The 23,530-nt window shown below is 71.9% G+C and carries 23 protein-coding genes and 1 tRNA gene; 12 read left to right on the top strand and 12 right to left on the bottom strand.

Annotation, left to right across the window (positions count from 1 at the left end; all coding sequences use genetic code 11):
- The first annotated feature begins 206 nt into the window (after positions 1–206).
- From ACFT32_RS24485 to ACFT32_RS24475, 3 genes are all read left to right on the top strand, one after another.
- Positions 207–2,345 (top strand): transglycosylase domain-containing protein, encoded by a 2,139-nt coding sequence (locus tag ACFT32_RS24485; protein WP_382494613.1) that lies wholly within the window; start codon positions 207–209, stop codon positions 2,343–2,345.
- Positions 2,346–2,411: 66 nt separating this feature from the next.
- Positions 2,412–3,689 carry a hypothetical protein gene (locus ACFT32_RS24480; RefSeq protein WP_382492937.1) on the top strand — a complete coding sequence of 426 codons (1,278 nt, stop codon included), beginning with the start codon at positions 2,412–2,414 and terminating at the stop codon, positions 3,687–3,689.
- Between the two features lie 130 nt (positions 3,690–3,819).
- On the top strand, positions 3,820–4,974 hold the full coding sequence (locus ACFT32_RS24475; RefSeq protein WP_382492934.1) for an amidase domain-containing protein: 1,155 nt from the start codon (positions 3,820–3,822) through the stop codon (positions 4,972–4,974).
- Between the two features lie 18 nt (positions 4,975–4,992).
- Here ACFT32_RS24475 and ACFT32_RS24470 read toward each other — a convergent pair whose 3' ends face one another.
- Both ACFT32_RS24470 and ACFT32_RS24465 read right to left on the bottom strand, forming a co-directional pair.
- Positions 4,993–6,423, bottom strand: coding sequence for a hypothetical protein (locus tag ACFT32_RS24470; protein WP_382492932.1), 1,431 nt, complete (start codon positions 6,421–6,423; stop codon positions 4,993–4,995).
- Between the two features lie 74 nt (positions 6,424–6,497).
- Entirely contained in the window at positions 6,498–7,304 is an 807-nt protein-coding gene (locus ACFT32_RS24465; RefSeq protein ID WP_382492929.1) for a DUF4097 family beta strand repeat-containing protein, read from the bottom strand.
- A 200-nt stretch (positions 7,305–7,504) separates the two neighbouring features.
- Between ACFT32_RS24465 and ACFT32_RS24460 the strand changes: the two genes are divergently transcribed.
- A tRNA-Val gene (locus ACFT32_RS24460) sits at positions 7,505–7,576 on the top strand.
- 65 nt (positions 7,577–7,641) lie between these two features.
- On the opposite strand, the gene ACFT32_RS24455 is transcribed toward ACFT32_RS24460, so the two are convergent.
- A complete protein-coding gene (locus ACFT32_RS24455) occupies positions 7,642–8,007 on the bottom strand; it encodes a hypothetical protein (protein ID WP_382492926.1) in 366 nt (121 codons plus the stop codon).
- 63 nt (positions 8,008–8,070) lie between these two features.
- Here ACFT32_RS24455 and ACFT32_RS24450 point away from each other — a divergent pair, with 63 nt between their 5' ends.
- Both ACFT32_RS24450 and ACFT32_RS24445 read left to right on the top strand, forming a co-directional pair.
- The gene (locus ACFT32_RS24450; protein ID WP_382492924.1) at positions 8,071–8,469 is read left to right on the top strand and encodes a DUF6153 family protein; all 399 of its coding nucleotides are present in this window, start codon (positions 8,071–8,073) and stop codon (positions 8,467–8,469) included.
- Between the two features lie 102 nt (positions 8,470–8,571).
- Complete coding sequence (locus ACFT32_RS24445; RefSeq protein WP_382492921.1) at positions 8,572–9,231, top strand: DUF305 domain-containing protein; 660 nt, start codon at positions 8,572–8,574, stop codon at positions 9,229–9,231.
- 11 nt (positions 9,232–9,242) lie between these two features.
- Here ACFT32_RS24445 and ACFT32_RS24440 read toward each other — a convergent pair whose 3' ends face one another.
- Together ACFT32_RS24440 and ACFT32_RS24435 are read right to left on the bottom strand one after the other, a co-directional pair.
- A complete protein-coding gene (locus tag ACFT32_RS24440; protein WP_382492917.1) occupies positions 9,243–9,596 on the bottom strand; it encodes a hypothetical protein in 354 nt (117 codons plus the stop codon).
- 51 nt (positions 9,597–9,647) lie between these two features.
- Positions 9,648–10,553 carry a ketopantoate reductase family protein gene (locus ACFT32_RS24435; RefSeq protein WP_382492914.1) on the bottom strand — a complete coding sequence of 302 codons (906 nt, stop codon included), beginning with the start codon at positions 10,551–10,553 and terminating at the stop codon, positions 9,648–9,650.
- Positions 10,554–10,656: 103 nt separating this feature from the next.
- Here ACFT32_RS24435 and ACFT32_RS24430 point away from each other — a divergent pair, with 103 nt between their 5' ends.
- Positions 10,657–10,887 (top strand): DUF2277 domain-containing protein, encoded by a 231-nt coding sequence (locus tag ACFT32_RS24430; RefSeq protein WP_189724824.1) that lies wholly within the window; start codon positions 10,657–10,659, stop codon positions 10,885–10,887.
- Between the two features lie 51 nt (positions 10,888–10,938).
- Here ACFT32_RS24430 and ACFT32_RS24425 read toward each other — a convergent pair whose 3' ends face one another.
- Positions 10,939–11,544, bottom strand: a complete 606-nt coding sequence (locus ACFT32_RS24425; protein ID WP_382492911.1) for a DedA family protein — start codon at positions 11,542–11,544, stop codon at positions 10,939–10,941.
- 230 nt (positions 11,545–11,774) lie between these two features.
- Here ACFT32_RS24425 and ACFT32_RS24420 point away from each other — a divergent pair, with 230 nt between their 5' ends.
- The gene (locus ACFT32_RS24420; RefSeq protein ID WP_382492908.1) at positions 11,775–12,323 is read left to right on the top strand and encodes a superoxide dismutase family protein; all 549 of its coding nucleotides are present in this window, start codon (positions 11,775–11,777) and stop codon (positions 12,321–12,323) included.
- Between the two features lie 82 nt (positions 12,324–12,405).
- Here ACFT32_RS24420 and ACFT32_RS24415 read toward each other — a convergent pair whose 3' ends face one another.
- The 4 genes from ACFT32_RS24415 to ACFT32_RS24400 all read right to left on the bottom strand — a co-directional run bounded on the left by ACFT32_RS24415 (position 12,406) and on the right by ACFT32_RS24400 (position 17,424).
- Positions 12,406–12,858: a DoxX family protein gene (locus ACFT32_RS24415; RefSeq protein WP_382492906.1), complete on the bottom strand. Its 453-nt coding sequence runs from the start codon at positions 12,856–12,858 to the stop codon at positions 12,406–12,408.
- Between the two features lie 80 nt (positions 12,859–12,938).
- Positions 12,939–14,876: an FAD/NAD(P)-binding protein gene (locus ACFT32_RS24410; RefSeq protein WP_382492904.1), complete on the bottom strand. Its 1,938-nt coding sequence runs from the start codon at positions 14,874–14,876 to the stop codon at positions 12,939–12,941.
- Positions 14,877–15,061: 185 nt separating this feature from the next.
- A complete protein-coding gene (locus ACFT32_RS24405) occupies positions 15,062–16,699 on the bottom strand; it encodes an alkaline phosphatase D family protein (protein ID WP_382492902.1) in 1,638 nt (545 codons plus the stop codon).
- Positions 16,700–16,779: 80 nt separating this feature from the next.
- A complete protein-coding gene (locus tag ACFT32_RS24400) occupies positions 16,780–17,424 on the bottom strand; it encodes an HNH endonuclease family protein (RefSeq protein ID WP_382492899.1) in 645 nt (214 codons plus the stop codon).
- 388 nt (positions 17,425–17,812) lie between these two features.
- Between ACFT32_RS24400 and ACFT32_RS24395 the strand changes: the two genes are divergently transcribed.
- The 3 genes from ACFT32_RS24395 (at position 17,813) to ACFT32_RS24385 (ending at position 20,622) form a co-directional block, all read left to right on the top strand.
- Complete coding sequence (locus ACFT32_RS24395; RefSeq protein ID WP_382492897.1) at positions 17,813–18,394, top strand: TMEM165/GDT1 family protein; 582 nt, start codon at positions 17,813–17,815, stop codon at positions 18,392–18,394.
- A 218-nt stretch (positions 18,395–18,612) separates the two neighbouring features.
- Positions 18,613–19,272, top strand: coding sequence for an HAD-IA family hydrolase (locus ACFT32_RS24390; protein WP_382492894.1), 660 nt, complete (start codon positions 18,613–18,615; stop codon positions 19,270–19,272).
- A gap of 132 nt (positions 19,273–19,404) precedes the next feature.
- Positions 19,405–20,622: a GNAT family N-acetyltransferase gene (locus ACFT32_RS24385; protein ID WP_382492891.1), complete on the top strand. Its 1,218-nt coding sequence runs from the start codon at positions 19,405–19,407 to the stop codon at positions 20,620–20,622.
- A 7-nt stretch (positions 20,623–20,629) separates the two neighbouring features.
- Here ACFT32_RS24385 and ACFT32_RS24380 read toward each other — a convergent pair whose 3' ends face one another.
- Positions 20,630–21,871: an FAD-dependent oxidoreductase gene (locus ACFT32_RS24380; protein ID WP_382492888.1), complete on the bottom strand. Its 1,242-nt coding sequence runs from the start codon at positions 21,869–21,871 to the stop codon at positions 20,630–20,632.
- Positions 21,872–21,971: 100 nt separating this feature from the next.
- Here ACFT32_RS24380 and ACFT32_RS24375 point away from each other — a divergent pair, with 100 nt between their 5' ends.
- Positions 21,972–22,976, top strand: coding sequence for a helix-turn-helix transcriptional regulator (locus ACFT32_RS24375; protein WP_382492885.1), 1,005 nt, complete (start codon positions 21,972–21,974; stop codon positions 22,974–22,976).
- Positions 22,977–22,983: 7 nt separating this feature from the next.
- Here the strand turns inward: ACFT32_RS24375 and cpt are convergent, their stop codons facing one another.
- Positions 22,984–23,517: a chloramphenicol phosphotransferase CPT gene (gene cpt / locus ACFT32_RS24370; protein ID WP_382492883.1), complete on the bottom strand. Its 534-nt coding sequence runs from the start codon at positions 23,515–23,517 to the stop codon at positions 22,984–22,986.
- Positions 23,518–23,530: the final 13 nt, after the last annotated feature.

The raw sequence follows: 23,530 nt of genomic DNA, 5'->3' as shown, positions 1-23,530 counted from the left end.
CCTTTCGATCGTTCTTGCCGTACCAGTGTGGAGAACTTGTAAAGGCCGCTGGTAACTTTCGATCGTCGCGAGGAGCCGTGAGGCCGGGGGAATGTGGGGCGCGCTGCCGTTGACCGCGGCAGCCATGCCCTTCCGCGCGAGCACCACATTGAGCGGGGAGGGGAGACGCAGCCGTGACCAAGGCTGGGTGGGAGCCGGACGAGACCATGCAGTTGAAGGCTCCCGCTTCTTTATATGCAGAGAATTCGGAACATTCAGAGTATGCGGAACATGCGGGATATTCGGATGAGGCCGTGTCCTCGCGTACGCCCTCGGGCAGGAGCGGACGGAGCGCGTCGCGCCGACGGCGCAGGGCCCCCCGGCCTTCCCTCCTGGCCCGTCTCCGGGGCGCCGCGGGCCCCCGGCTGATCCCACTCGTCGCCCGCGTCGCGCCCCGGTACCCGCACACCGACCGCACCGGCTGGCGTCGCTGGGCGCCCTCCGGGCGGCAGTGGCTCGGCGCCGCGCTGACCTGCACCGGCGTGACCGTCGGTTTCCTGGGTGTCGCCTACGCCGCCACCGACATCCCGGAGAACCTCAACTCGTACGCCACCCAGCAGGACAACGTCTACTTCTGGTCCGACGGGACGCCCATGGCACGCACCGGCTGGGTGCGGCGGCAGGCGATGCCGCTGAAGGACATCCCCGAGGACGTCCGCGACGCGGTGCTGGCGGCGGAGAACGCGAGCTTCTACAGCGACCCCGGCATCTCCTTCAGCGGCCTCACCCGCGCGCTGTGGCGCACCGTCGGCCGGGGAGACACCCAGGGCGGCTCCACCATCACCCAGCAGTACGTCAAGAACGTCTACCTCAACCAGGACCGCTCGGTCGGCCGCAAGTTCACCGAGGCCATGCTCGCCCTCAAGCTCGACAACGGGATGAGCAAGGACGACATTCTCGAGGGCTACCTCAACACGAGCTGGTTCGGCCGCGGCACCTACGGCATCCAGCGGGCCGCCCAGGCCTACTACGGCAAGGACGTCGGCGAACTCGACGCCGGTGAGGCGGCTTTCCTCGCCTCCCTCCTCAAGGGCGCGGCGCTCTACGACCCGGCTCTGAGCAAGACCAACCACGCCCGGGCGGTGGAGCGTTGGTCATGGATTCTCGACCGCATGGTCGAGAACGGCACGCTGTCGAAGTCCGAGCGAACCCGGTACGCGAAGTTCCCCGAACCGCTGAAGCGGGCGCCGGGGTACGACACCGGCAAGCAGAGCGACTACCTCGTGGAACTGGCCGCCCAGTACGCCAGGAAGGCCGCGCACCTCTCGGCCAGGGAGTTCGACCTCGGCGGCTACCAGATCTACACGACCTTCGACCGCAAGCAGGAGACCGCGCTCACCGACGCCGTGGACCGGGCTCGCGCGCGGGCGCGGAAGGCCGACGCGGCCAAGGCGAAGTCCCTGCACTTCGGCGCCGCCTCGGTGGCCACCGACGGGCGGATCCTCGCCGTCCACGGCGGCCCCGACCACCGTACGCAGGGCTACAACGAGTCGAACGCGACCACCGTGCCCGCCGGTTCGGCCTTCCTGCCGTTCGTCTACGCCGCCGCCCTGGAGAAGGGCGTGCACAAGACCCGTGACGGCGCCGTCACCAGGGTCACCCCGCGGACGCTGTACGACGGGGACGACGGCATCCCCGTCAGGACACCCGAGGGGCCCTACTGGGACCGCGGCGGCAAACAGGTCACCGCCCACAACGACGGCAGAAGGTCCTACGGGCGGATCAGCCTGAGCCGGGCGCTCGCCCTGTCGGTGAACACGCCGTTCATGCAGCTCGGCATGGACACCGGCCTGTCCGAGGTGCGCGACACCGCTCTGGCGGCGGGCCTGCTCTCCTCCAGCTTCGGCCCGCAGGTGCCCGCGATGTCTCTGGGCAGCGCCACGCCCAGCGCGATCCGTATGGCGAGCGGATACGCCACGTTCGCCGCCGCCGGCACGCATGCCGAGCCGTACTCGGTGGGCCGGATCACCCGCAACGGCTCCGAGGTCCCGCTGGCGAAGACCGCGTCCCGCCGCGCGGTGAAGGCGAGCGTGGCCGCGGCCGTCCAGTCCGCCCTCACGGACGCCTTCCGCACCGCCCGTCCCGGGGCGGACCCGGCCATCGGGGTGGCCGGGAAGGCCGGCACCGCGCAGAACGACACCGCGTCCTGGTACGTCGGCACGGCCCACTCCGTGTCGACAGCCGTCGTGGCCTACCGCATCGACCTCGGCAAGAGCCTCGAACCACTGCCGTTGAACGGGATCGCGGGCACCTCCGGCGACGGCGTCCCGTACACCATCTGGTCCGGTGCCCGGGGCCTCGGCTGACCCCCGCGCCCCCGCGCCCGGCACCACCGCAACACCCCCCACCCCCCTCGCAGAATGAGCCCGCGCATGAAGTCACCGTCCGGCCGCCGCCGCCGGCCCCGCGCATCCCGCCGCACCACACCCCCGCGAATACTGACCCTGGCGGCCCTGCTCGTCGTCGCATCCCTGGTCGGGGGCTATCTGGTCCTCACCCGCTCCGACACCACCACCCCGACCGCTTCCTCCGGCAGCCGCAAGGAAGCCCCCGCGAGGCCGGACCGGGAACCCCGGTGGGACGGCCGGACGAAGGTCCTCGGGGACGGCTCCACCTCCTACACCGGCCCGCAGAAGGGGCAGTTGAAGCCGGTGCCGCTGGCACCGGGCGAGAAGCCGCCCCAGTTCGTGGTCTTCTCCTGGGACGGCGCGCTGCAGGGCGACGACGGGCTCTTCTCGCACTACCGGGAGCTGGCCGAGGAATACGACGCCCATATGACCTTCTTCCTCACGGGCATCTACCTGCTGCCCAAGAGCAAGAAGGACCTCTACTCCCCGCCTCAGCACGCCAAGGGCTCGGCTGCGATCAGCTACGCCACCGACGAGCACATCCGCACCACGGTGGAGGAGCTCGGCGAGGCGTGGCAGGGCGGGAACGAGATCGGCACCCACTTCAACGGCCACTTCTGCGGCAAGAAGGGCGGCGGCGACTGGAGCGTCGCGGAGTGGAAGAGCGAGATCGACCAGTTCTACGCGTTCGTCGAGAAGTGGAAGACCAACACCGGCTTCCAGGAAGCCGAGCCGCTGCCGTTCGACATCAGGAAGGAGGTCACCGGCGGCCGTGCGCCCTGCCTGGAGGGCCAGAAGAACCTGCTGAAGGCCGCCGAGGGCTATCACTGGCGCTACGACGCCAGCTCCGCGGGCGACTTCCAGATATGGCCCGTCAAGAAGAACGGCATCTGGGACTTCCCGCTGCAGATGCTCCCGTACGAGGGCGGCAAGTACCAGGGCCTGTCGATGGACTTCAACTTCCTCTACAACCAGTCCGAGGGCGAGACCGAGGGCGACCCGGCGAAGTACCCCCAGTGGGAAGAACAGACCGTCGCCTCCTACATGTCCGGCTTCAACCGCGTGTACTACGGCAGCCGGGCCCCGCTGTTCATCGGCAACCACTTCGAGGACTGGAACGGCGGCATCTACATGAGGGCCGTCGACGAGGTCATCAAGAGCGTGTGCACGAAGAAGGACGTCAAGTGCGTGTCCTTCAGGGAGCTGGCCGACTGGCTCGACGTGCAGAAACCCGAGACGCTGCGGCGGCTGCGCGGCCTGGATCCGGCGCAGTCGCCCGACTGGTCGACCGTCGTGAAGTGAGTCGTGAAGTGAGCCGTGAGGCAACAGGAGCAACCCTCTTCACAATAACCACACACTTCATGCGAAGATCTCGTACCCCGGCAACCCTTGGCCGGGGCAAGAGGGGAAAACACCAGTGGAATCAAGGAAGTTGAACGGGACCCGGCGCCGCGTCACGATACTCGGGGCCGCGGCGACCTCGGTCGTCGCCGGAGTCGCCCTGCTGCCCAACTGGAGCGCCGGCGCGGCGGTCCTGGACGACCCGTCGGTGGACGCGCGGACCAAGGCCACCTTCCAGCGGTTGGCGGACGCGGTCTTCACCGATCGCACCAACGCCCTGGTCGACGGCGGGCAGGCTGATCAGGAGAAGCCGCTGACCGACGGCTTCTCCGGTGACGTCAAGCTGTCCTCCGGTACGGCCCGCTCCGAGGACGCCACCCTGTCCGCGCTGGGGCAGCGCAAGGAGAGCCTGGCGAAGGCCGGCGAGAAGTACGACAAGGCCCGCACCACCGTCACCCTGGACGCCACGCGGGTGACGGGCCGTACGGCCAGGGCGGCGGTCACCGAGACCACGACCCTGACCTACGCCCAGGCCCGTGGTGACGCGCCGAAGACCACCGGCTTCCAGGCCCGGCACGAGCTGACCTTCAAGGCCGATCGGCAGGGCGACTGGCAGCTGACCGGCATCCGCGACACCGGCCAGGGCGGTCTCGCGGTGAACACGCTCTCCAAGCCGGCCCCCGTCAAGGCGACCGCCGCCGACGACACCATGCCGAACGCCCCGCGCGCGGCGACCACCCGCAACCCGGCCGCCGCCCCGAAGACCGGCACGACATACGACTACAAGGCCATGGCGGCCTACGCCGAGAAGCACTGGAACGTCTACAACAAGGACTACCCGGACTTCAGCGGCCGCGGCGCCGGCGGCGACTGCACCAACTTCGTCAGCCAGGCCCTGAAGGCGGGCGGCTGGAAGCACGCACCCGGCTTCGTGTACGACTACACCAAGTGGTTCGGCAACGCCGACATCCAGTCGCACTCGTTCATCGGCGTCAACGAGTGGTCCTGGTTCGCCCAGAACTCCAAGCGGACCAAGCCGCTCGCCAACGTCTACCAGCTCGAGGTCGGTGACGTCCTCCAGATGGACTTCGACCGGGACGGGTCCAAGGACCACACGATGATCGTCACGTCCAAGAGCGGCGGCGTGCCCTACGTGACCTACCACTCCACCAACACCCTGCGCAGGTCGGTGGCGAGCCTCGTCGCGTCTGACCCGAACGCGTACTACTACGCCTACCGCACCTGAGACCGGGCGGGGCCGGGCTCAGTGCCCGGTTCCCCGCTCCTCGCGGATCCGGGAGACCACGCGGGCCACGGCCCGGCGTACCGCCTCCGTCTCCGTGAGGAAGTGCCAGTAGTCGGGGTGGCGCCCGTCGAGGGTGGCGACGGCGCGGTCCAGGCGGGCCACGGCGTCGTCCAGGGGACGGGCGTCCTGCGGGTCGGGGGTGTGGCGGCCGGCCATGGCGAGGCGCTGGGCGTCACGGATGGCGAAGCGGGTGCGCTCGATCTCCTGCTGGGGGTCCTTCTGCACCGCGTTCAGCCGGTGCAGGCGGTCGCCGGCGGCCGAGACGGCCTCGTCGGTGCTGTTCAGCAGGGCCCGTACGGTCGACAGCAGGGCCGTCGCGTCGGCCCAGCGCTGCTCGGCACGGGCGGACCGGGCCTCGGCCAGCTTGGTCTCGGCCTGGCGGACGTGCTCGGCGGCGTCGTCGGGGACGCGCTGGAGGTCCTGCCAGCAGGCCGCGGTGAAGCGGCGGCGGAGTTCGCTCAGGATCGGGTCCACCTGCTCGGAGCGGGTGGTGAGGGCCTGGGCGCGGGTGCGCAGGGAGACGAGCCGGTGGTCGATCTCGGCGGCGCGGTCCGGCAGCCGCTCGGCCTCCACACGGATCGCTTCGGCCTCGCGGGTGACCCGCTCGGCCCGCTCCAGGGTCTCCGGCACGCCGTGCCGGCCGGCGCCCTGGTTCAGCTTGGTCAGCTCCGGAGAGAGGGCGGCGAGACGGGCGGCGAGGTCGTCCGCCTTCAGGTTCGAGGCTCGTACCGAGTCGAGGGCGTTGGAGGCGCCGAGCAGGGCCTGGCGGGCGCGTTCCACGGCGGGGGCGAGGCGGGCCAGCTGGGTCTCGGCCTTGCCGAGCAGCGGGCCGAGGCCGTCGGTGAACCGGTCCAGCTCCTGCTTGACCCGGCCCAGTTCCTCCTCGGCGGCGGTCAGCTCGGTGCGGGCACGGGAGGCGGCCGAGGCCTCCAGGTCGTCGCGGTCGAGGTCGTGGGCGTCGACCGCGTTGATGTACCGGTGGCTGACCTCGTCGATGCGTCTGCCGAGGGCGTCGAAATCGGCGACGGCGCGCCGGGCGGCGGGGGAGTCGTCGACAGCTTTGATCGTCTCTATCGAGATGCGCAGGTCGCGCTGGGCGGTGTCCAGCTCGTAGAAGGCGGCCGCTGCGGCGTCCTTCGCGGCCTGGGCCTCGGCCCGCTGGTTCTCGGCGCGGCCGCCGAACCAGCGCCGGGTGCCACCGCCCGCGAAGGCGGCGGGCAGGGCCAGCGCGGCCACCAGCGGCAGCGCCATCAGGGTGAGCGCGTCCCGGAGCGGACGGCCCGGGGGGCGGGGGACGGGGTGGCGGGGGACGGGGTGGCGGATGGCGCGGCGCGGGCTGTGCGCGCGCGGCACCGACGGCGAGTCCGGCTGCCCTGGTGTCGCCGTCACATCCCTCTCCCGTGCTGTGGTCCGCCCTGCCCGGTGTCATTCTCCCACCGGTAGAGGACGAACACACGGGCCGGTCAGTTCGCCGTTCGGACCGTCACTTTGCCGTCGCCGGTCCGGGCGGACACCACATGGCGGCTGCTCTCGTCCCGGGGCACGGACACGTCCACGCCGCCGTCGCCGGTCTCGGTGGTCACGCGGTACCTCGCCTCGGGCAGCGCGATGGTCACGGAACCGTCGCCGCTGCGGGACTCCACACGGTCCGGTACGACGCCGAGTTCGAGGCGGGCCGAGCCGTCGCCGGTGTGGGTGCGGACGTCACGGGAGGAGACCTCCGCGCGGATGGATCCGTCGCCGGTGCGCAGCTTCAGGGGCCCGGTGGTGTCGGTGACGCGGACGGAGCCGTCGCCCGTACGAATGCTCAGCGGGTCCCGGAAGCCCCGGGCGCGCACACTGCCGTCACCGTCCTCGACCTTCACGGTGATGCCGCGGGGCACCTCGATACGGTGCTTGGCCGCGCAGTCCGCGACGACGCCGGAGCACTTCAGCCGCAGCACCAGCCGGTCGTCCCGCATCGACCAGGTGACCTTGGGCTCCTTGCCGACGACGACCGAGCCCTGGAACCACCGGGTGACCTCGATCTTGCCGGCCGGGTTCCGGTCGGCGGCGACGATCTCGAGGGCGGAGTCGTCGCTGTCGACGGTCAGGGTGCGGCCCTGGAGGCCGAAGGACCGGTGGTCGGGGTCCGTGTCGTCCCCGGCGGACGCCCCGCAGGCGCTGAGCCCGGCGACGAGAACGGCCACGGCACCGGCGACGGCGACCGCGCGGGCGGATGCGGTGCCGGTGGTGCCGGTGGTGCCGGTGGTACGGATGGTGCGGGCCATGACGATCTCCCCCTGGGCGGACGACGGGCACTCCTTGAGCGCTCTACGACCGTATGGATCCGGGGCCCGCCAGGGGATCCGGGCCGCTCCCGGATCCGAAGGGGGGATAACCCCCGGCCCGCCCCACGGAAACGGGATTGCCGGTCCGCGCCCCGGGCAATGTAGGCTGTCGACTCGTCCTGGGCGTCTGCCCGGATGCCGGGTGCGTAGCTCAGGGGTAGAGCGCCTGCCTTACAAGCAGGATGTCGGCGGTTCGAAACCGTCCGCGCCCACAGATTGCGAGCAGCAGGTCAGATGCCTTCCGGGGAGATTTCCGGAAGGCATCTTTCGTGCGGGATCAGTAGTTCGCGTTGGCGAGCAGTTCGCCGTCCTTGTCGTAGACGGTGACGAGGCCGTTCTCGGACTCGTAGCAGGACGTGAACGCGGAGGCGATGAGCTTGCCCTCGCCCTGGTGCGGGCCCACGATGCCGCCGGTGTAGTCGGTGAACTGCTCGGCCTGGGACTTCTCGTCGGCCGGCTCGGCCCCGCTGTCCCCGCCGCCCCCGGGCTTGCCGTCGGCGGCGACGGCCCTGTCCTTTTCCGAGCTGTCCTTGCTCTCGCTGCTTCCGCCGCCCGTGGCGACGGCGACGATGACGAAGAGGGCGACGATGCCCGCGCACCCGAGGCCCGCGATCTTGCCGGCGCCGCGCTTCTGGGGCAGCACGGTTGTAGGCGGCTGACCGGGTTAGCCCGATCGGGGTACGAGCAGTCGAACGCCTTCTTTACGATGGGCACCGTGAGCAGCCCCGTCCAGCGCGCCCCGCGAACCGTCGTCCGGCGGTGGCGTGTGCTGTGTGTGCTGGGGCTGTTGGCGGGGTTGCTGGGGATGCACGGGCTGGCGCCCGGGGGTGTTGTCCCGCAGGGGATGCACGTGTCGGACACTCACGCACCTCAGACACACTCCCAGGCCACGCCCTACGCGCACTGCGGTGGCGGGTCCGTCCATCATGCCGACGCGACCTGTGCGTCGGGGGCCCTGAGCGGTGGGCCGGTGTTGCCCCCGCTTGTTCCCGACCCGGCACCCGGGGGCGTAGCGGCGGACGTCCTACGGGCGTTCGCGGGCGGGGAGGCGGAAGGCGCGCGTGCCCCGCCCTCTCTCGCCGAACTCCAGCTTCTGCGGATCTAGACACCGCGTACGCATCACGCCGGGGGCCAACGCCCTTGCCGGTGTGGTGCGTCGACGTGTCCGAATCCCATTCCCCCTCCTTGCAGAAGCAGGAGTTCACGCATGAACAGCACGTACGGCATCCGTAATCTGACGCGCCGGGCCGCCCTCGTGGTGGCCGCCGGTGCCGCGACGTTCGTCCTCGCCGCGTGCGGCGGCGACGGTGGCGACAAGAGTGGCAGCGGGCACGACGCGCACGCCTCCGCCTCCGAGTCCGCCGGCGCCGAGGCCACGAGCGGAGCCCACAACGCCCAGGACGTGTCCTTCGCGCAGGGCATGATCCCGCACCACCGGCAGGCGCTGGAGATGGCGCGGCTGGCCGAGGGCCGGACCACCTCCGGTGCGGTCAAGGACCTCGCGGCGCGGATCGAGAAGGCCCAGGACCCGGAGATCAAGACCATGACCGGCTGGCTGAAGGCCTGGGGCGAGGACGCCCCCGGGTCCGGGAAGGACATGGACCATTCCGCCTCCGGCCACTCCGGCATGCCCGGGATGATGGGCGGTGAGGACATGGCCGGCCTGGAGAAGCTGACGGGCAGGGCCTTCGACACGCAGTTCCTGACCCTGATGGTCGAGCACCACGAGGGTGCCGTGAAGATGGCCGACGTCGAGAAGAGCAAGGGCCGTTACGGCCCCGCCAAGGCCATGGCCGGTGACATCGTCACCGCGCAGAACGCCGAGATCGGCGAGATGAACAAGCTCCTGGGCAAGAGCCGCGGCTGACGACTCCGCGGCTACGAGGCTCCGTCGGTCTCCTCCGGCGGAGCCTCGTGCGCGTGCTTCAGCTCGGAACGGGCCGTCACCCGCTCGGGGCCCGTGAGTTCGGACCAGTAGCGGTGGGTGCTGACGAACACCGCGAGTTCGTGCTCGCGCCGGCGGAGCTTCTCCACCTCGGCCTGTTCGTCGGCGCTCCAGCCGGGGGAGGCGGGGCGCTCGACCTTGCGCCAGCCGTTGTCGTCGCTGAAGCCGTCCACCGGCTCCACCGACCAGGGCAGCCGCTTCAGCAGGACCGACAGCTCGGCGCGGACCTGATGGAGTTCCTCCTGACCGGCGAGGAGGTCACTCGGAAAGTCATAGGTCGTAGCCACACCCCAATGATACGCCTGTTCGAATTTGAGTGGCGAGTCTCTTCCTGGGGTTCACGCGAACGTGTGTTCCCTCTCCAGTTCCCCCACCACCCGGGCCGTCACCGGAGCCGGAACGCCGTGCCGCTCTGCCGCGCGGAGCAACGCACCGCCGATGGCGTCCAGTTCGAGAGGCCGGCCCGCCTCGGCGTCGCGCTGCATCGACGACCTCGTCCGCGGCGGGAAGGCGTCGTAGCGGGCGAGGGCCTGGGCCGGGTCGGCCGGGCCGCCGCACGCGCGGCTGATCGCGGCCGTCTCCTCCACCAGCGCCGTCAGTTCGTCGCGGTGGCGGGTGCGGATCTCACCGAGGGGGAGGGCGTGGACGGTGGTGAGCAGGGCGAACGGGGCCAGGAACGACATCTTCGCCCACAGGGCCGCCGTCTCGTCGTCCTGGACGCGGGTGGCCGGGCCGGCGGCGGTGAGGGCCTCGGCGAGGGTGTCGAGGCGGGCGCGGGGCACCGCCGTACCGGTCAGGTCGATCTCCGCGAACGGGCTGCCGTGTTCGATGACGCCCGGCGCGGTCCGGGTCGACTCGACACGGATGACGCCCGGGGCGACGAGGTCGGGACGGTATCGGGCGCGCAGGGTCGCCGGGTGTTCGACGCCGTTCAGGAACGGTACGACGAGGCCGTCGGCCAGCGTGGGTGCGGGGACGCGCGCCAGGGCGGCGTCGAGGGCGGTGTGCTTGACGGTCACGAAGCACGCGTCGACCGGTTCACGCAGGAGCGTGTCGGCCTCTACCGGCGCGGTGAAGTCGCCGAAGTGCGTGCTGCGGACGTGGATGCCGTCCCCACGCAGGGTCCGGGCCGTCTCCTCGCCGGACAGGCAGATCACCCGGTGGCCGGCGCGGGAGAGCAGCGCGGCGAGCAGACCGCCCACGCCGCCGGGGCCCAGGACGGCCACGGTGAGTTCGTTCCCCATGTCGGGTTCCTCTCCTCGGTCGGCCCCACAGTGGTGGCCGCCTCGCGGAGATCATGACAGGGGGTGCTGTCGTCCAGGGGCCGAAAGGGTGAGACTGGGGGGCATGTGCCGGAGTATCAAGACACTTCGTCCCCCTGCGATGGCCGAGGAGGCCACGGCGGACGACATTCGGGCTGCCGCGTTGCAGTACGTGCGGAAGGTTTCGGGATTCCGGGCCCCCGCCGCTCACAACCAGGAGGTGTTCGACCGCGCCGTGGAGGCCGTCGCGCAGGCCACGGAGGAGTTGCTGGACGGGCTGGAGATCCGGGGAGCCGCCACCCGCCGCGCGAGCTGAGGCTCCAGCGATCACGGCAGGGCTCCTAGGACGCCCGCGGACCCGCGAGGCCTACGACGCCTCCGACGCCCGCGGCTCCCTGCGCATGACGTAAGCCGCCCCGGCCCCCGCCCCGAACAGCGCCCCCACCGACACCGCCGTCGCCAGCCAGCTCGCGCCCAGCCAGTGCGCGCCGAACCAGCCGAGGGCGACGCTGTACGCGGCCCAGGTCAGGCCGGCCAGGGCCGACCAGGGGAGGAAGTCGCGTGCGCGGCGGTGCGCGGCGCCCGCGCCGAGGGAGACGACCGAGCGGCCCGCGGGAGCGAAGCGGGCGAGGACGACGAGCGCGCCGCCGCCCCGCGCCAGCGCCGCGCCGAGACGTTCCTGCGCGGTGGTCAGGCGCCGGGAGCGGGAGATCGCCCGGTCCAGCCGGGCTCCGCCGCGCCAGGCGAGGCGATAGGCGACCAGGTCACCGAGGACCGAGGCGGTGGCCGCGCAGAGGGTCAGCGCCAGGATGTCGGGCACATCGGTCGCCGAGCCCGCGGCCGCCGCCGTGGCCACCGTGATCACCAGGACACCGCTGGGCAGCACCGGCAGAAACACGTCGAGCACGATGGACAGGGCCACCACCGCGTAGATCCATGGGCTGCCGATCAGCGACCCCAAATGCTCCAGCACCGTGACTCCCCGTGAATCCCCCGTGGGCCAGACCGTGCCGCGATGTCGCGCGGGGAGCGGCAGGAATGGCCATGACAGCCATACAGCGTACGCCTGGGGTGTGACGGTCCGTTCACGGGGTTCGCTCCCGGCCGTCACCCGGCTGCCATGTCCCGGAGGGCGGTGATCGCGGGTGTCCCGTAGCAACAGAAGGGGCTGTATCGGAGACAAGGCGAGGAACGGTACACATCATGCTGGCAGGGATATGCGCGAGCGCCGTCGCGGCCACTTTGTTCGCCGGTGGGCCGGGCGGTGTCGAGGCTGTCGAGAGCTACTCGATGCGGTCGGAGGCCCGGTTCACCGTGCCCGGGGCGGCGGACCGGTCGGCGGCGCTGACGTACGACAGGAGTCTCGTTCCGGTGGGCTCATGGATCGAGGTGCGCCAGCACACCGCGCCCGGCGGCGCGACGACCGTACGGCTGAGGGTGGCCGGCATGAAGCCCGGCCACGCCTACGGCGTGCATGTGCATCAGAAGCCCTGCGGCGCCGACCCGGAGGCCGCCGGCGGGCACTACCAGCACCGGCCGTCGAGCGATCCGCACCATGTCGGCCCGGACAACGAGGTCTGGCTGGACTTCACAGCCGACCGGCGCGGCGCGGGCGCGGCGAGTGCCCGGCACGACTGGGGCTTCCGGCCCGGCGAGGCCTCCTCGATCGTGATCCACGACGTGCCCGGCGGCGCGGGGGTGCGGGCGGCCTGCTTCACGGTGCCGTTCGGGCCGGTGGGCGAAGTCGACTAGCCGCGCGCCACGCGTCGGGCAGCGGAACGGCGCCTCCCCGAAGCAGGGAAGGCGCCGTTCTCCGTGGTGGTGTCCGGGCGGCTCAGGCGGCCACCGGCGACTGCTCCGTGGAGCGCTGCCCCTGCGCGGAGGTGCGCCGCGCCAGCAGCCGGTCCACGCCGAACGCGCCGGAGCCGGTGAAGATCAGCAGGAACATGGCCCAGCAGTACATGGCCGCGCCCTCGCCGCTGTTCTCGATCGGCCACAGACCCTGGGGCTGGTGGACCTTGAAGTACGCGTAGGCCATCGCGCCGGAGGATATGAAGGCCGCGGCGCGGGTGCCCAGGCCCAGCAGGACCAGGATGCCGCCGACGAGTTCGATGACGGCCGCGTACCAGTTCGGCCAGGCGCCGGTCGCCGCGGTGCCGCCCTTGCCGTCCGCACCTCCGAGGACGCCGAAGAGCGCGACGGCGCCGTGGCAGGAGAACAGCAGGCCGATGACGATCCGGAACAGCCCGAGAGCGTACGGCTGGGCGCCGTTGAGGCGTGCGGTCATGTGGGGGACTCCTTCGGGCGGCCGGCCAGGGCGAGGCCGGTCGGGGGACAGAACCGATGAGTAGCCCACGTTAGGTGTGCCTAATTGATGCTTGCAAGTTCAACATTTGGCCACTGGTTTACCTCCGCTTGGGTGTCGCTTCCGGTCACAACCGCACGTAGAGCGGCTCTGGCGACCGCGTCCGCGTCCGAAAGCGTGACCGAATCCACACCCGGGCGGGCCCCCGCGGCGGTCACCCAGTGCACACCTTCCGTCGGCACGCCGAAGGCGAACCGCCTTGTGTGTACAACACCTTGACGGTCCATCAGGCGATACGGGCGTGGCGTGACGTCCAATCCGCCTGTCTCGTAACCGTCGGCGGTGTGCGGGCGGCACTGGCCCGTCCGCAGCAGCTCGGCGAGAAGTCCGTCGGCCGTGCTCCGCAAGTCGGCCTCCGGCAGACGGGCCTCTATGAGTGTTGTCACACGGACGGCGGAGCCCGGCACCTCGGGTGAGTGCGCCGCCCAGGCCCCGTCCTCCTCCGTCACCTCCAGGCGCGGCCCGAGCACCCGCACCACGTCCGCCTCCATCAGGGCCGCCAGCTCCTCGATACGGCGCCGGGGCGGGCCGATGGACAGGAAGGCGTTGAGCGGGGTGTACCAGCGGTCCAGATGGTCCCGGCGGGAGGCGCCGGCGAGGCCCCCGTGGTCGACGATCAGCCGGAGTTCGTTACGCAGGTCGCGCAGCACGTCGAGGGCCGCCTTCAGCGGGCCCCGGACATTGCCCAGGGCGGCCTGCGCGGCGTCCTCGCGCAGATACGACAGCAGCCAGTCGCGCCACTCGCCGGGGTGCGCGAAATCCCGCCCCGCGTGCGGGCGGGACACCCGCTGCCAGCACCAGCGGTCGTCGCCGGGCACGCCGAACTCGTCCAGCAGTAAGGCCTCCCGGGAGTCGCCGTGCGGCACCGCCAGGAAGCGGCCGGTGAACTCCGAGCACCGTCGCTCGGCGGTACCGGCCCGCCTCAGCAGCGCGGAGTAGTAGACCGTCTCGACCTCCTTCGCCACCAACGGCCATATCTCCGCGAGGAAGTCGGGCGCCTCCCCGGAGTCGGCGCGCTTGCGGAAGCCCGCGATCGTCTCCGGCGTGAGGACGAGCGGGACGTGCCGGCCGTACGGCCCCTTCGCGTTGTCCCCGCGCGCCTGGTACGGGATCCCGCGCCGCGAACCGGCGTACAGCCGCGGTTCCCGGCCGGAGGGGAGATAGCGCAGGCCGCCGCCCCGGGTGTCCCGGACGAAACGGCCGCCGCGGCCGGTCGTCAACAGGGCGGTGTGGTCGAAGAAGTTGAGGCCGAGACCGCGCAGCAGGACGGGCTCGCCCGCGGGTATGGAGGCCAGGTCGACATCGGCCGGGTTGGCGGGCGGGATGTGGCGCAGGCCGTGACGGGCGGCATGGGCCGCGAGGCGCCGCCCGGCCGGGTCCGCGGCCGCCGGCAGATGCCCCTGGGCCAGGACCACCGCGGACAGGCCGGTCAGGGTGCGGCCGTCGTCGAGGGTGAGGGCCTGCCGGCCGCCCGGGGTGTCGTCGAGCCGCACCGCGCGGGCCCGGTGCGTCTCGACGCGCACGTTCGGCGGCGCGTCGCGTACGGCCCTGGCGAACACCCACTCCAGATAGCGGCCGTAGTCGGCCCGGGTCGGGTACTCGTCCGGGTCCAGCGCGCCGCGTGCCCACTCGTACAGGCTGGGCCCCGGGCGGATCGGGCCCGAGCAGTCCACGCTCTCGTCGGTGAACAGGGTCACCTGGCAGGCCACGGTGTTCATCAGCAGCTCGGACGGCTGGGCGGTGCGCCAGACGCGGCCGGGTCCCGGCGGATCCGGGTCGATCACGTGGACCGTCAGCCGGGCACCGGGAGGGAGGAGCTCCGGGGCGGAGGCGCAGAGGCGTTCCAGGACGCTGGTGCCCCGTGGCCCGGCGCCGACCAGGGCGACGGAGACCGGTGGGGGTGTCTCGGCCGGTACGGGTTCCTCGGTCGACGCAGACAAGGGTGGTACTCCCGGGCGTGTGGGGCGCGTGTCGGCGGTCCGCCGGTCGGGAAGCGGACGGTCCGCCTCATCATGCCGTCGCCGGGAGCGGGAACCGAGGCTCGTGGGGAAGGATTGACGCCGGCTGTGGGATGCGTCACTGACATCGCGGGGCACGCCGGTCGCAAAGCGGTGAAACGGGTGTGTCATGGGGCAAGTTCGGAGTCCCTGAGCGTCGTCAGACGGGGGCCCGCCCCCTGGCGTGCCTTGGCCTGCTCCAACCGCAGCCGGGCCGAACGGCCGCGCAGGGTCAGGGTCATCAGCTGGTTGCCGAACCAGGGGCCGCCCGTCTTGCGCCAGGTGACCGGCGGACGGGGCAGCCGGCCGTGGCGGGCCAGACCGCGCCCCAGGGTGCGCGCCACCGCCGTCCAGCCGATGCGGAAGCCCATCCGGATCGACGGCGGGACGGAGTTGTGGACGGGGGAGCAGACGAGCTGCACCACCCGGGCGTCGGGCCCCGAGCCGGGCCACGAGGGCTCGGCGATGTAGGCGTGGTGCACATCCCCGGACAGCACGCACACCGTCGCCGGCGCGTCCCGCCCCGAGCCGGCCTCGGCGATCAGCTCCGCCAGCCCGGCGAAGGACTCGGGGAACGCCGACCAGTGCTCCAGGTCGGCGGCCCGCCGCACCTTCTCCCCGAACCGTGCCCAGCGCTCGCCCCGTTCGCCCCGGCACAGCGCCGCGTTCCACCCCTCGGCGTCATGCACCAGATGCGGCAGCAGCCAGGGCAGCGAGGTGCCGATGAGGAGGTGGTCGTAGGCCTCGGGGGTGTCCCGTACCTGCTCGCGCAGCCAGGCCTCCTCGCCCGGGTCGAGCATCGCGCGGCTGTCCTCGGCGAGCACGCGGGCCGCCCGGCTGTCCACCATCAGCAGGCGTACGCGTCCGAAGTCGCGCCGGTAGCTCCAGCGGGCCGTGGCCGCGTCCGCGTCGGCCCGGGCGGCGAAGGCGCGCAGCGCGTCGGTGCCGTCGGGCGTCTCGCGGACGGCCTCGTACACCGGGTCGGCCGCCAGCTCCTCCAGGGAGAGGTTGCCCAGGTGCTGGTGGACCCAGTACGACATCAGGCCGCTCAGCAGCCGCTCGTGCCACCAGTCGGTGGCCCGCATGTCGGTGAGCCAGGCGGCGGAGGTGTTCCAGTCATCGATGACGTCGTGATCGTCGAAGATCATGAAACTGGGCACGGTGGACAGCAGCCAGCGGATGCGCGGGTCGAGCCACGACTCGTAGTAGAGGTGCGTGTATTCCTCGTAGTCCGCGACCCCGTCGCCCGGCGGGTCGTTCAGGTCGCGGCGGGCGGCCAGCCAGCGCTGGGTGCCGTCGGAGGTCTCGTCGGCGTACACCTGGTCGCCGAGCAGCAGCAGGACGTCGGGCCGCTCGCCCTCCGGGTCGGCCGCGAGACGGGTGGCGAGGGCGTCCAGGGCGTCCGGGCCGACGGGGTCGTGCCCGCCCGCGGGCGGGGACGCCCAGCGGCAGGAGCCGAAGACGACACGGAGGCCGTCCTCCGGGCCCGGCGCGTGGATCGCCGAGGGCGGGAAGGGGGAGCCGGGCAGCGGCCACACGCGGGTGCCGTCGAGGAGGACCTCGTACGTCGTGGTCGTACCGGCGGTGAGGCCGGTCACCGGGATCAGCGCGTAGTGGTGGCCCGCGATCTGGAAGGTGCGGGCCGAGCCTCCGGCGCCGTCGGCGCAGCGCACCTCGGTGGAGCACGGACGGCTCGTCTCGACCCATACGGTCGCGGACGAGCCGTCCGTGTACCTCAGCAGTGGTCCGAGGCGCAGTCCGGCCATGATGGTCCCCTCTCCGTCGCCCCGTACGGTACGGAACGACTGAGGTCAGCGGGGAGATCCCGGCCGGAAAATACCTGGTGTCAGCAGCTCGAGAGATAGTTCGTCAGCGCGGACTTCTCGGCGGAGTCGACCGAGAGGCCGTAGTAGTACTTCACCTGGACCCAGGCGCGGACGTAGGTGCAGCGGTACGCCGTCCGGGAGGGCATCCAGGTGGCCGGGTCCTGGTCGCCCTTGGCCTGGTTGACGTTGTCGGTGACCGCGATGAGCTGCGGGCGGGTCAGGTCGTTGGCGAAGGACTGGCGGCGGGACGTCGTCCAGGAGTCGGCACCGGAGTCCCAGGCCTCGGCCAGCGGGACCAGGTGGTCGATGTCGACGTCGGAGGCGGCGGACCAGGTCGCGCCGTCGTAGACGGAGTACCAGCTGCCGCTGGTGGCGGCGCAGGAGGAGTCCTGCTGGACGTTGGAGCCGTCGCGCTTGAGGACGACCTCACGGGTGTTGCAGGAGCCGGACTGGGTGATCCAGTGCGGGAAGAGGTCGCGGTCGTAGCCGGTGCGGTCCTCGGTGGCCACGGTGAGCGAGGCGAGGTAGGTGCGGGCGGTGGCCGCGCTGACGGGGGTGGGGAGGGCGGCGGAGGCGGCCGGACCGTTGATCAGTCCGGCCGAGGCTATGAGGCCGGTGAGGCCCGCGAGTATGCTGAGCCGTCGACGCGCGTAGAACTTCGGCATACGAACTCCCTTGTGGGGTGGGGGCGTTGGGCAGCGAGCGCGAGAATGCTCGCCGCACCGTGTTGCGGGGAGGTGTGCGTGCGGTGAGAAGGTAGTGACGAGTTCATGACATGACAAGGTTCAAGGCGGAACTTTTCACTCCAGGGGTGTCGCGTACCATGGACGGCGCAGAAGGGGAGTAGCTCTTCGCCGGACCGTCGACATACTGCTCAGCTCGTCTGAGCCGGCGCCCGGAGGCGGTCCTTCCATGGACCCGCCAGCGAGACCTTCGGCAAGCAGTGCACGCCCGTGCTTTTCGGCACGGGTGCCGTGTGTGCTGCCGTGCCGAGGTGTGTCGCGTGAAGGTTCAGCACTCTCGGTGGGGCAGCCCCGACCGATTGAGGAACCCTTGATCAGCCTGACCGTGACGGCCGTCGTCTTCGGCGTCGTCTTCCTCGCCGAACTGCCGGACAAGACCGCCCTCGCCGGCCTCGTCCTCGGCACCCGCTACCGCGCCTCCTACGTCTTCGCCGGTGTCGCCGCCGCGTTCGCCCTGCATGTCGTGCTCGCCGTCGCGGCGGGCAGTGTGCTGACGCTGCTGCCGCAGCAGATCGTGCAGGCGCTGACGGGTGTGCTCTTCCTGGGCGGGGCGGCGGTGCTGCTGCTGCGGAAGGGCGAGGACGAGGAAGAGGTGCGCAAGCCGGAGAACCAGTCCTTCTGGAAGGTCTCGGGCGCGGGCTTCATGCTCATCCTGGTCGCCGAGTTCGGTGATCTCACCCAGATCATGACGGCGAACCTGGCCGCCCGCTACGACGACCCGCTCTCCGTCGGCCTGGGCGCGGTGCTCGCGCTGTGGGCGGTCGCCGGGATCGGCATCGTCGGCGGAAAGGCGCTGATGAAGAAGGTGCCGCTGCGGCTGATCACGCAGATCGCGGCGCTGGTGATGCTGGCGCTCGGGGTGTGGAGCCTGTGGGAGGCCGTGACCGGGTGAGCGGGGGTTCGGTGACGGGGTGAGCTGAACGGTCGGTGAACGTCTGCCGGGGGTCTGGCGCGAAGCCGGGATTGTTTTGTACCGTGGGGGAACAAAGTGGCCCTCGCCCGTTTTCCCTGACCGGCGGGCGGGGCCGCCTTGTCCCTCCGGGGTGCGAGGTGAACCCGCCGCCCGCCCCTTCCGGCGCTGGAACCGCGCCCTGAGCCTTGGAGCAGCCGATGACGGCCACCGCCGTGCTCACCGCCCGCGCCCTCCTGCTGGACATGGACGGCACCCTCGTCAACTCCGATGCCGCGGTCGAACGCGTCTGGCGGCGCTGGGCCGAGCGGCACGGGCTCGACGGGGACGAGGTCATGAAGGTCGTCCACGGGCGGCAGGGCTACGCCTCGATGGCGCTGCTGCTGCCCGGCCGGCCGATGGAGCAGAACTACGCCGACAACGCCCGGATGCTCGCCGACGAGACGGCGGACACCGACGGTGTCGTCGCGATCCCCGGGGCGCCGGAGTTCCTCGCCTCGCTGCGCGGGCTGCCGCACGCGCTCGTGACCTCCGCCGATGTGCCGCTCTCGACGGCGCGCATGGCCGCGGCCGGCCTCGAGCAGCCCGACGTGCGGGTGACGGCGGAGTCCGTCGGGGCGAGCAAGCCCGACCCCGAGGGCTTCCTGAAGGGCGCCGCCGAACTGGGCGTGGCGCCCGCGGACTGTGTCGTTTTCGAGGACTCCGGAGCCGGGATCGCGGCGGGCCGCGCGGCCGGGATGACCGTGGTGGGCGTCGGCCCCCGGGCCGCGGTCCACGAGCCGGACGTGGTGGTGGACGACCTCACGCGGGTGCGCGTGGAGGCGGCCGGGGACGGGACGATCCGGCTGTACGTCGGGTAGGCGCGCCGTGGCCCCACAGGGTGATGGTCGGCCATGCGGTCGTAATTCGCTTGCTCTTGCCGCGGGGCGACGCTGCACTGTGGCCTGACGCCACGGTCGTGGTGCCGGTATCCCGAGGAGGCGGCGGCAGCGATGGAGATCCGTTCTACGACCGACAAGGATCTCGACGTCTTCGTCGACACCCTTCATGCCGCGTTCGGGCTTTTCCCCGAAACCCCGGTCGAGGGCGGCGGGCTGTGGTGGTCGGCGCTCGAGACGGACCGCTGCCTGCTCGCCCTGACGGCGGACGGGCGGCCCGTCGGCACCGCCGCCACGTACTCCTTCGAGCTCACCCTGCCCGGTGAGGCCCTCGTCCCGGTCCCCGGGGTGACCGCCGTCGGCGTCCTGCCCTCGCACCGGCGCCAGGGCGTGCTCACCGCGATGATGCGGCATCAACTCGCCGGGCTGCGGACCGGCGGGGAGTTCCTTTCCGTGCTGCTGGCCTCCGAGGCCTCGATCTACGGCAGGTTCGGCTACGGACCGGCGACCTGTACGGCGGAGCTGAAGGTGCCTCGCCACCGGGCCGCCCCCGCCCTCCCCCGGGCGGGCGGAACGGCCGGCGCCCCGGCGGCCGGCTCGGTCGAGGTGCTGCGGCGGGCCGAGTGCGGCGAGATCCTGGAAGAGGTCTACGACCGCTACCGCCGCGCCCAGCCCGGCGCGCTGTCCCGGCCGCACCGCTGGTGGGCCCTGCGCGCGGGGCAGCCCCCGATATCGCCGGCGCCGCGCTACGTCGCCGTCCACCGGGACGCCGCCGGCACCCCGGACGGGTACGCCAGCTACTCGATCGAGTCCGGCACCCTGACGGTCGACGAGACCATCACCGCCGACGACGCCGTCTTCACGGCCCTGGCCCGGTTCGTGCTCGGACACGACCTGGTCTCCCAGGTCGTGTTCAAGCACGTCCCGCCCGATCACCCGCTGCGCTGGCAGCTCGCGGACCTCCGTGCCGGCGAGGTGAGCGGCGTCATGGACTGGCTCTGGGTGCGGCTGCTGGACGTCCCGCGTGCCCTGACCGCGCGCGGCTGGTTCACGGACGGCGAACTCGTCCTCGACGTCGACGACCCGTTCCTCGGCGAGCACGACCGCTATCTGCTGACCGTCCGGGACGGCAAGGCCGACTGCGTCCCGACGGACCGGGAGCCCGACCTGTCCCTGGACATCAGAGACCTGGGCTCGCTCTACCTCGGCGGCACCGCCCCGAGCACACTGGTGCGCGCCGGACACATCCGGGCCCACCACCCCGGGGCGGCCACCCTCGCCGACGCCCTCTTCCGCGCCGAGCGCTCCCCGCACTGCCTGCACTGGTTCTGACACACGGTCATCGATGACGCAGCCGGGCGGCGGCGGCCAGGACCGGGGTGGTCGCGGCGGTGGCGGCGGCGCCGAGCGCGGTGTCCGTGGCCAGGATCAGGCGGACCGTTCTCATGGCAAGGCCGAGGACCTCGCTGCCGCGCCGGCGCATGCCCGCCTCGAAGTCGTTCACGGCCTCGGCCGTCGTCGTACCGCCGTCCTTGACGTCGCCCAGGTGCTCAAGCAGGGCGGCGGCGTCGCGGATCGCCGCGCCGGCGCCCATTCCGGCGGTGGGCGGTGTCGCGTGGACGGCGTCGCCGAGCGCGGTGATACGGCCCGCGGGCCAGGGCGCGAGCTCGGCGGCGCGGGTCGAGGCGGCGTTGAAGCGGTACGCGGCCACGCTGTGCGGGTCGGCACGGGCGATGACCTCAAGCGTGTGCCCGGCCCAGCCCTGCTCGCGGAACCGTCTCGACAGCGCGGCCCGCAACTCGCCGTCGCGCAACGCGCGCAGGGAGTCGGTCGCGGGGGACTCGGGGAACATGGCGCCCCAGATGTAGGTGGGACCGGTGGTGACGGACATCCGCAGCTCGGGGGCGTCGAGCGCGGCGTTGCCGACCGGGTCGAGGAAGCCGACGTACAGCGCGGCGCCCCGTGGGCCGATCGCCATCGCTGACCGTGGTCCGAGCCGTTGCCGCTCACCGGGGCTCAGATCGGCGCGGAGGGTACGGCCGGAGAACCCGATGATGCCCGCCGGGCTGTTGGTCCGGCCTCCCGCCAGGTGCTGGGCGACCAGGGAGTGGGTGCCGTCCGCGCCCACCACCAGATCCGCAGGGACAGGCGCGGCGTCGGTGAACAGCACCCGGGGTGCGCCGTCCTCGCTCCGGTCGACGCCGGACACCGTCCGTCCCAGATACAGATCGTCGCCGACCTCCTCGGCCAGCAGCATGCGCAGGGTGATCCGGTCGACGTCGATGCCGGCATCGCCGCTGAGATCCGGTCCTCGGCCGAGCAGCCGGCCGCGACGGTCCCAGAACGCGTCGCGGTCGCGCAGCCGCAGCGCCGAGCCCGACGCCAGCAGCCGCCGCATGGTATCCGGCGCCACCAGCTTCCGCAGCGCCGACTGGGCCCTTTCGTCCAGGGTGATGTGGTAGCCGCCCGTCGCCGCCACGTCGGTGTCGCGGTCGAACACCGCCACCTCGAACCCCCTGCGGCGCAACCCCGCCCCCAGCGCGAGTCCACCGATCCCGCCACCGACCACGACAACACGCATACAGATCCGTCCCTTTCTGCCACTGACCGCCCCCAACGGCACGCAACACTGACATCGGTACTGGACACGGAGTGGCCACTACCCGGGGCATGATGGGCCGATGGCGAGCACCTCGGAACGGGCCTTACGGCTGCTGTCCCTGTTCGGATCGCGCCGGCTGTGGCCACTGCGCGAACTCGCCGCCGGACTCGAGGTCAGCGAGCGCACCGTCCGCCGTGACATCGAGACCCTGCGCCGGCTCGGATACCCGATCACCACCGTCCACGGACCCGATGGCGGTTACCGACTCGGTGCCGGGCACACCCTTCCCCCGCTGGTGTTCGACCACGATCAGGCCCTCGCGGTCGCCGTGGCCTTGCAGGCCGCGCCCAGCACGGTGTTCGGCCTGAGGGACGACGCGGCGCGGGCGCTGGTCACCCTGGAACAGGCCATGCCCGCCGCGCTGCGGGAATCGATGAAGTCCCTGCGCCTGACCAGGTTGCGGAACTACTGGGAGTTCCCCGGAGCCCCCATCGACTCGGCCGCGCTCACCGCCGTCGGGGCCGCGGCGCGCCACCGCCACGTGCTCGTCACCGAAACGCTGCGCGCCGACGGCTCACGCCCCGGAACCGGCGACGAGGACTTCCTGCCCGCCCGCCGCATCGAGCCCCACCATCTGGTCGTCTGGGCCGGCCGGTGGTACCTGGTCGCCTACGACCTCGAAGAGGACCAGTGGCGAGTGCACCGTGTCGACCGGCTTCGCCCCCGCCCCACGACCCACCGCTTCGGTCCGCGCGAACTCCCCTGCGACGATCTCGCTCACTTCGTCATGAGCAGTCACGATCGCGGTGACACCCCCGCCGCCTGGCCGTGCACCGGCAACGCCCGGCTCAACCTGCCGGCCGGCGTCGTCGCCCGCTGGGCACCGGGCGGTTCGGTCGTCGAGCACCTCGACACCGAGCACTGCCGACTCACCCTCGGCGCCTGGTCCTGGGCCGGTGTCGCCGGGATCCTCGCCACCTTCGACACCGAACTCACCGACCTCCACCCGCCCGAACTCGCCCACGCGTGCCGCCGGATCGCCGACCGGCTGGCCGTCGTCGCGGACACCGGAGGAGGACCGTAGGTGAAGGTCAGGCGATGTGGGCGGCGATGGTGCGGGCGCACTCCAGGGACTCGGTGTGTGTCGTGTCGACCTCCAGGTCGTAACTCACGCCCTCGTGGACCAGCCGCGCCTGCGCCGCGGCCATGCCCCGGACCCGGTCTCCCCGGGCGATCTCACGGGCCGCGGCGACCGCGCTGTCACACCTGACGCCGACCCACAGCACGGTGAGTCCGGCCAGGGCCTTCCGCCAGCGCTGCTGGGAGGCCCCGCCGCCGAGGAAGACGTCGTCGATGATGACCTTGGCGCCGGCGCGGGCCATGGCGGCGATGCCTTCGGTCCAGGCGGCGTCCAGGGCCCGGAAGTCCGCGCCCACGTTCACGCCGCCGTCCGACGCGAAGGTGATCCCGCCGTCGGAGCCCTTCATCCTCGCGGGCAGCGCCTCGACGAACGAGTCGACGCCGAAGGCCGGCCAGGGGTCAGGCAGCACCTCCTGCAGGCACCGTACGAGTCCGGACTTGCCGGAGCTCGAACCGCCGTTGAGAACGATCACCTGAGTGGTCACGGCGTCACCGTAC

The organism is Streptomyces sp. NPDC057002, assembly GCF_042673825.1.
GTDB lineage: Bacteria > Actinomycetota > Actinomycetes > Streptomycetales > Streptomycetaceae > Streptomyces.
This window is presented reverse-complemented; position numbering and strand designations above follow the sequence as displayed.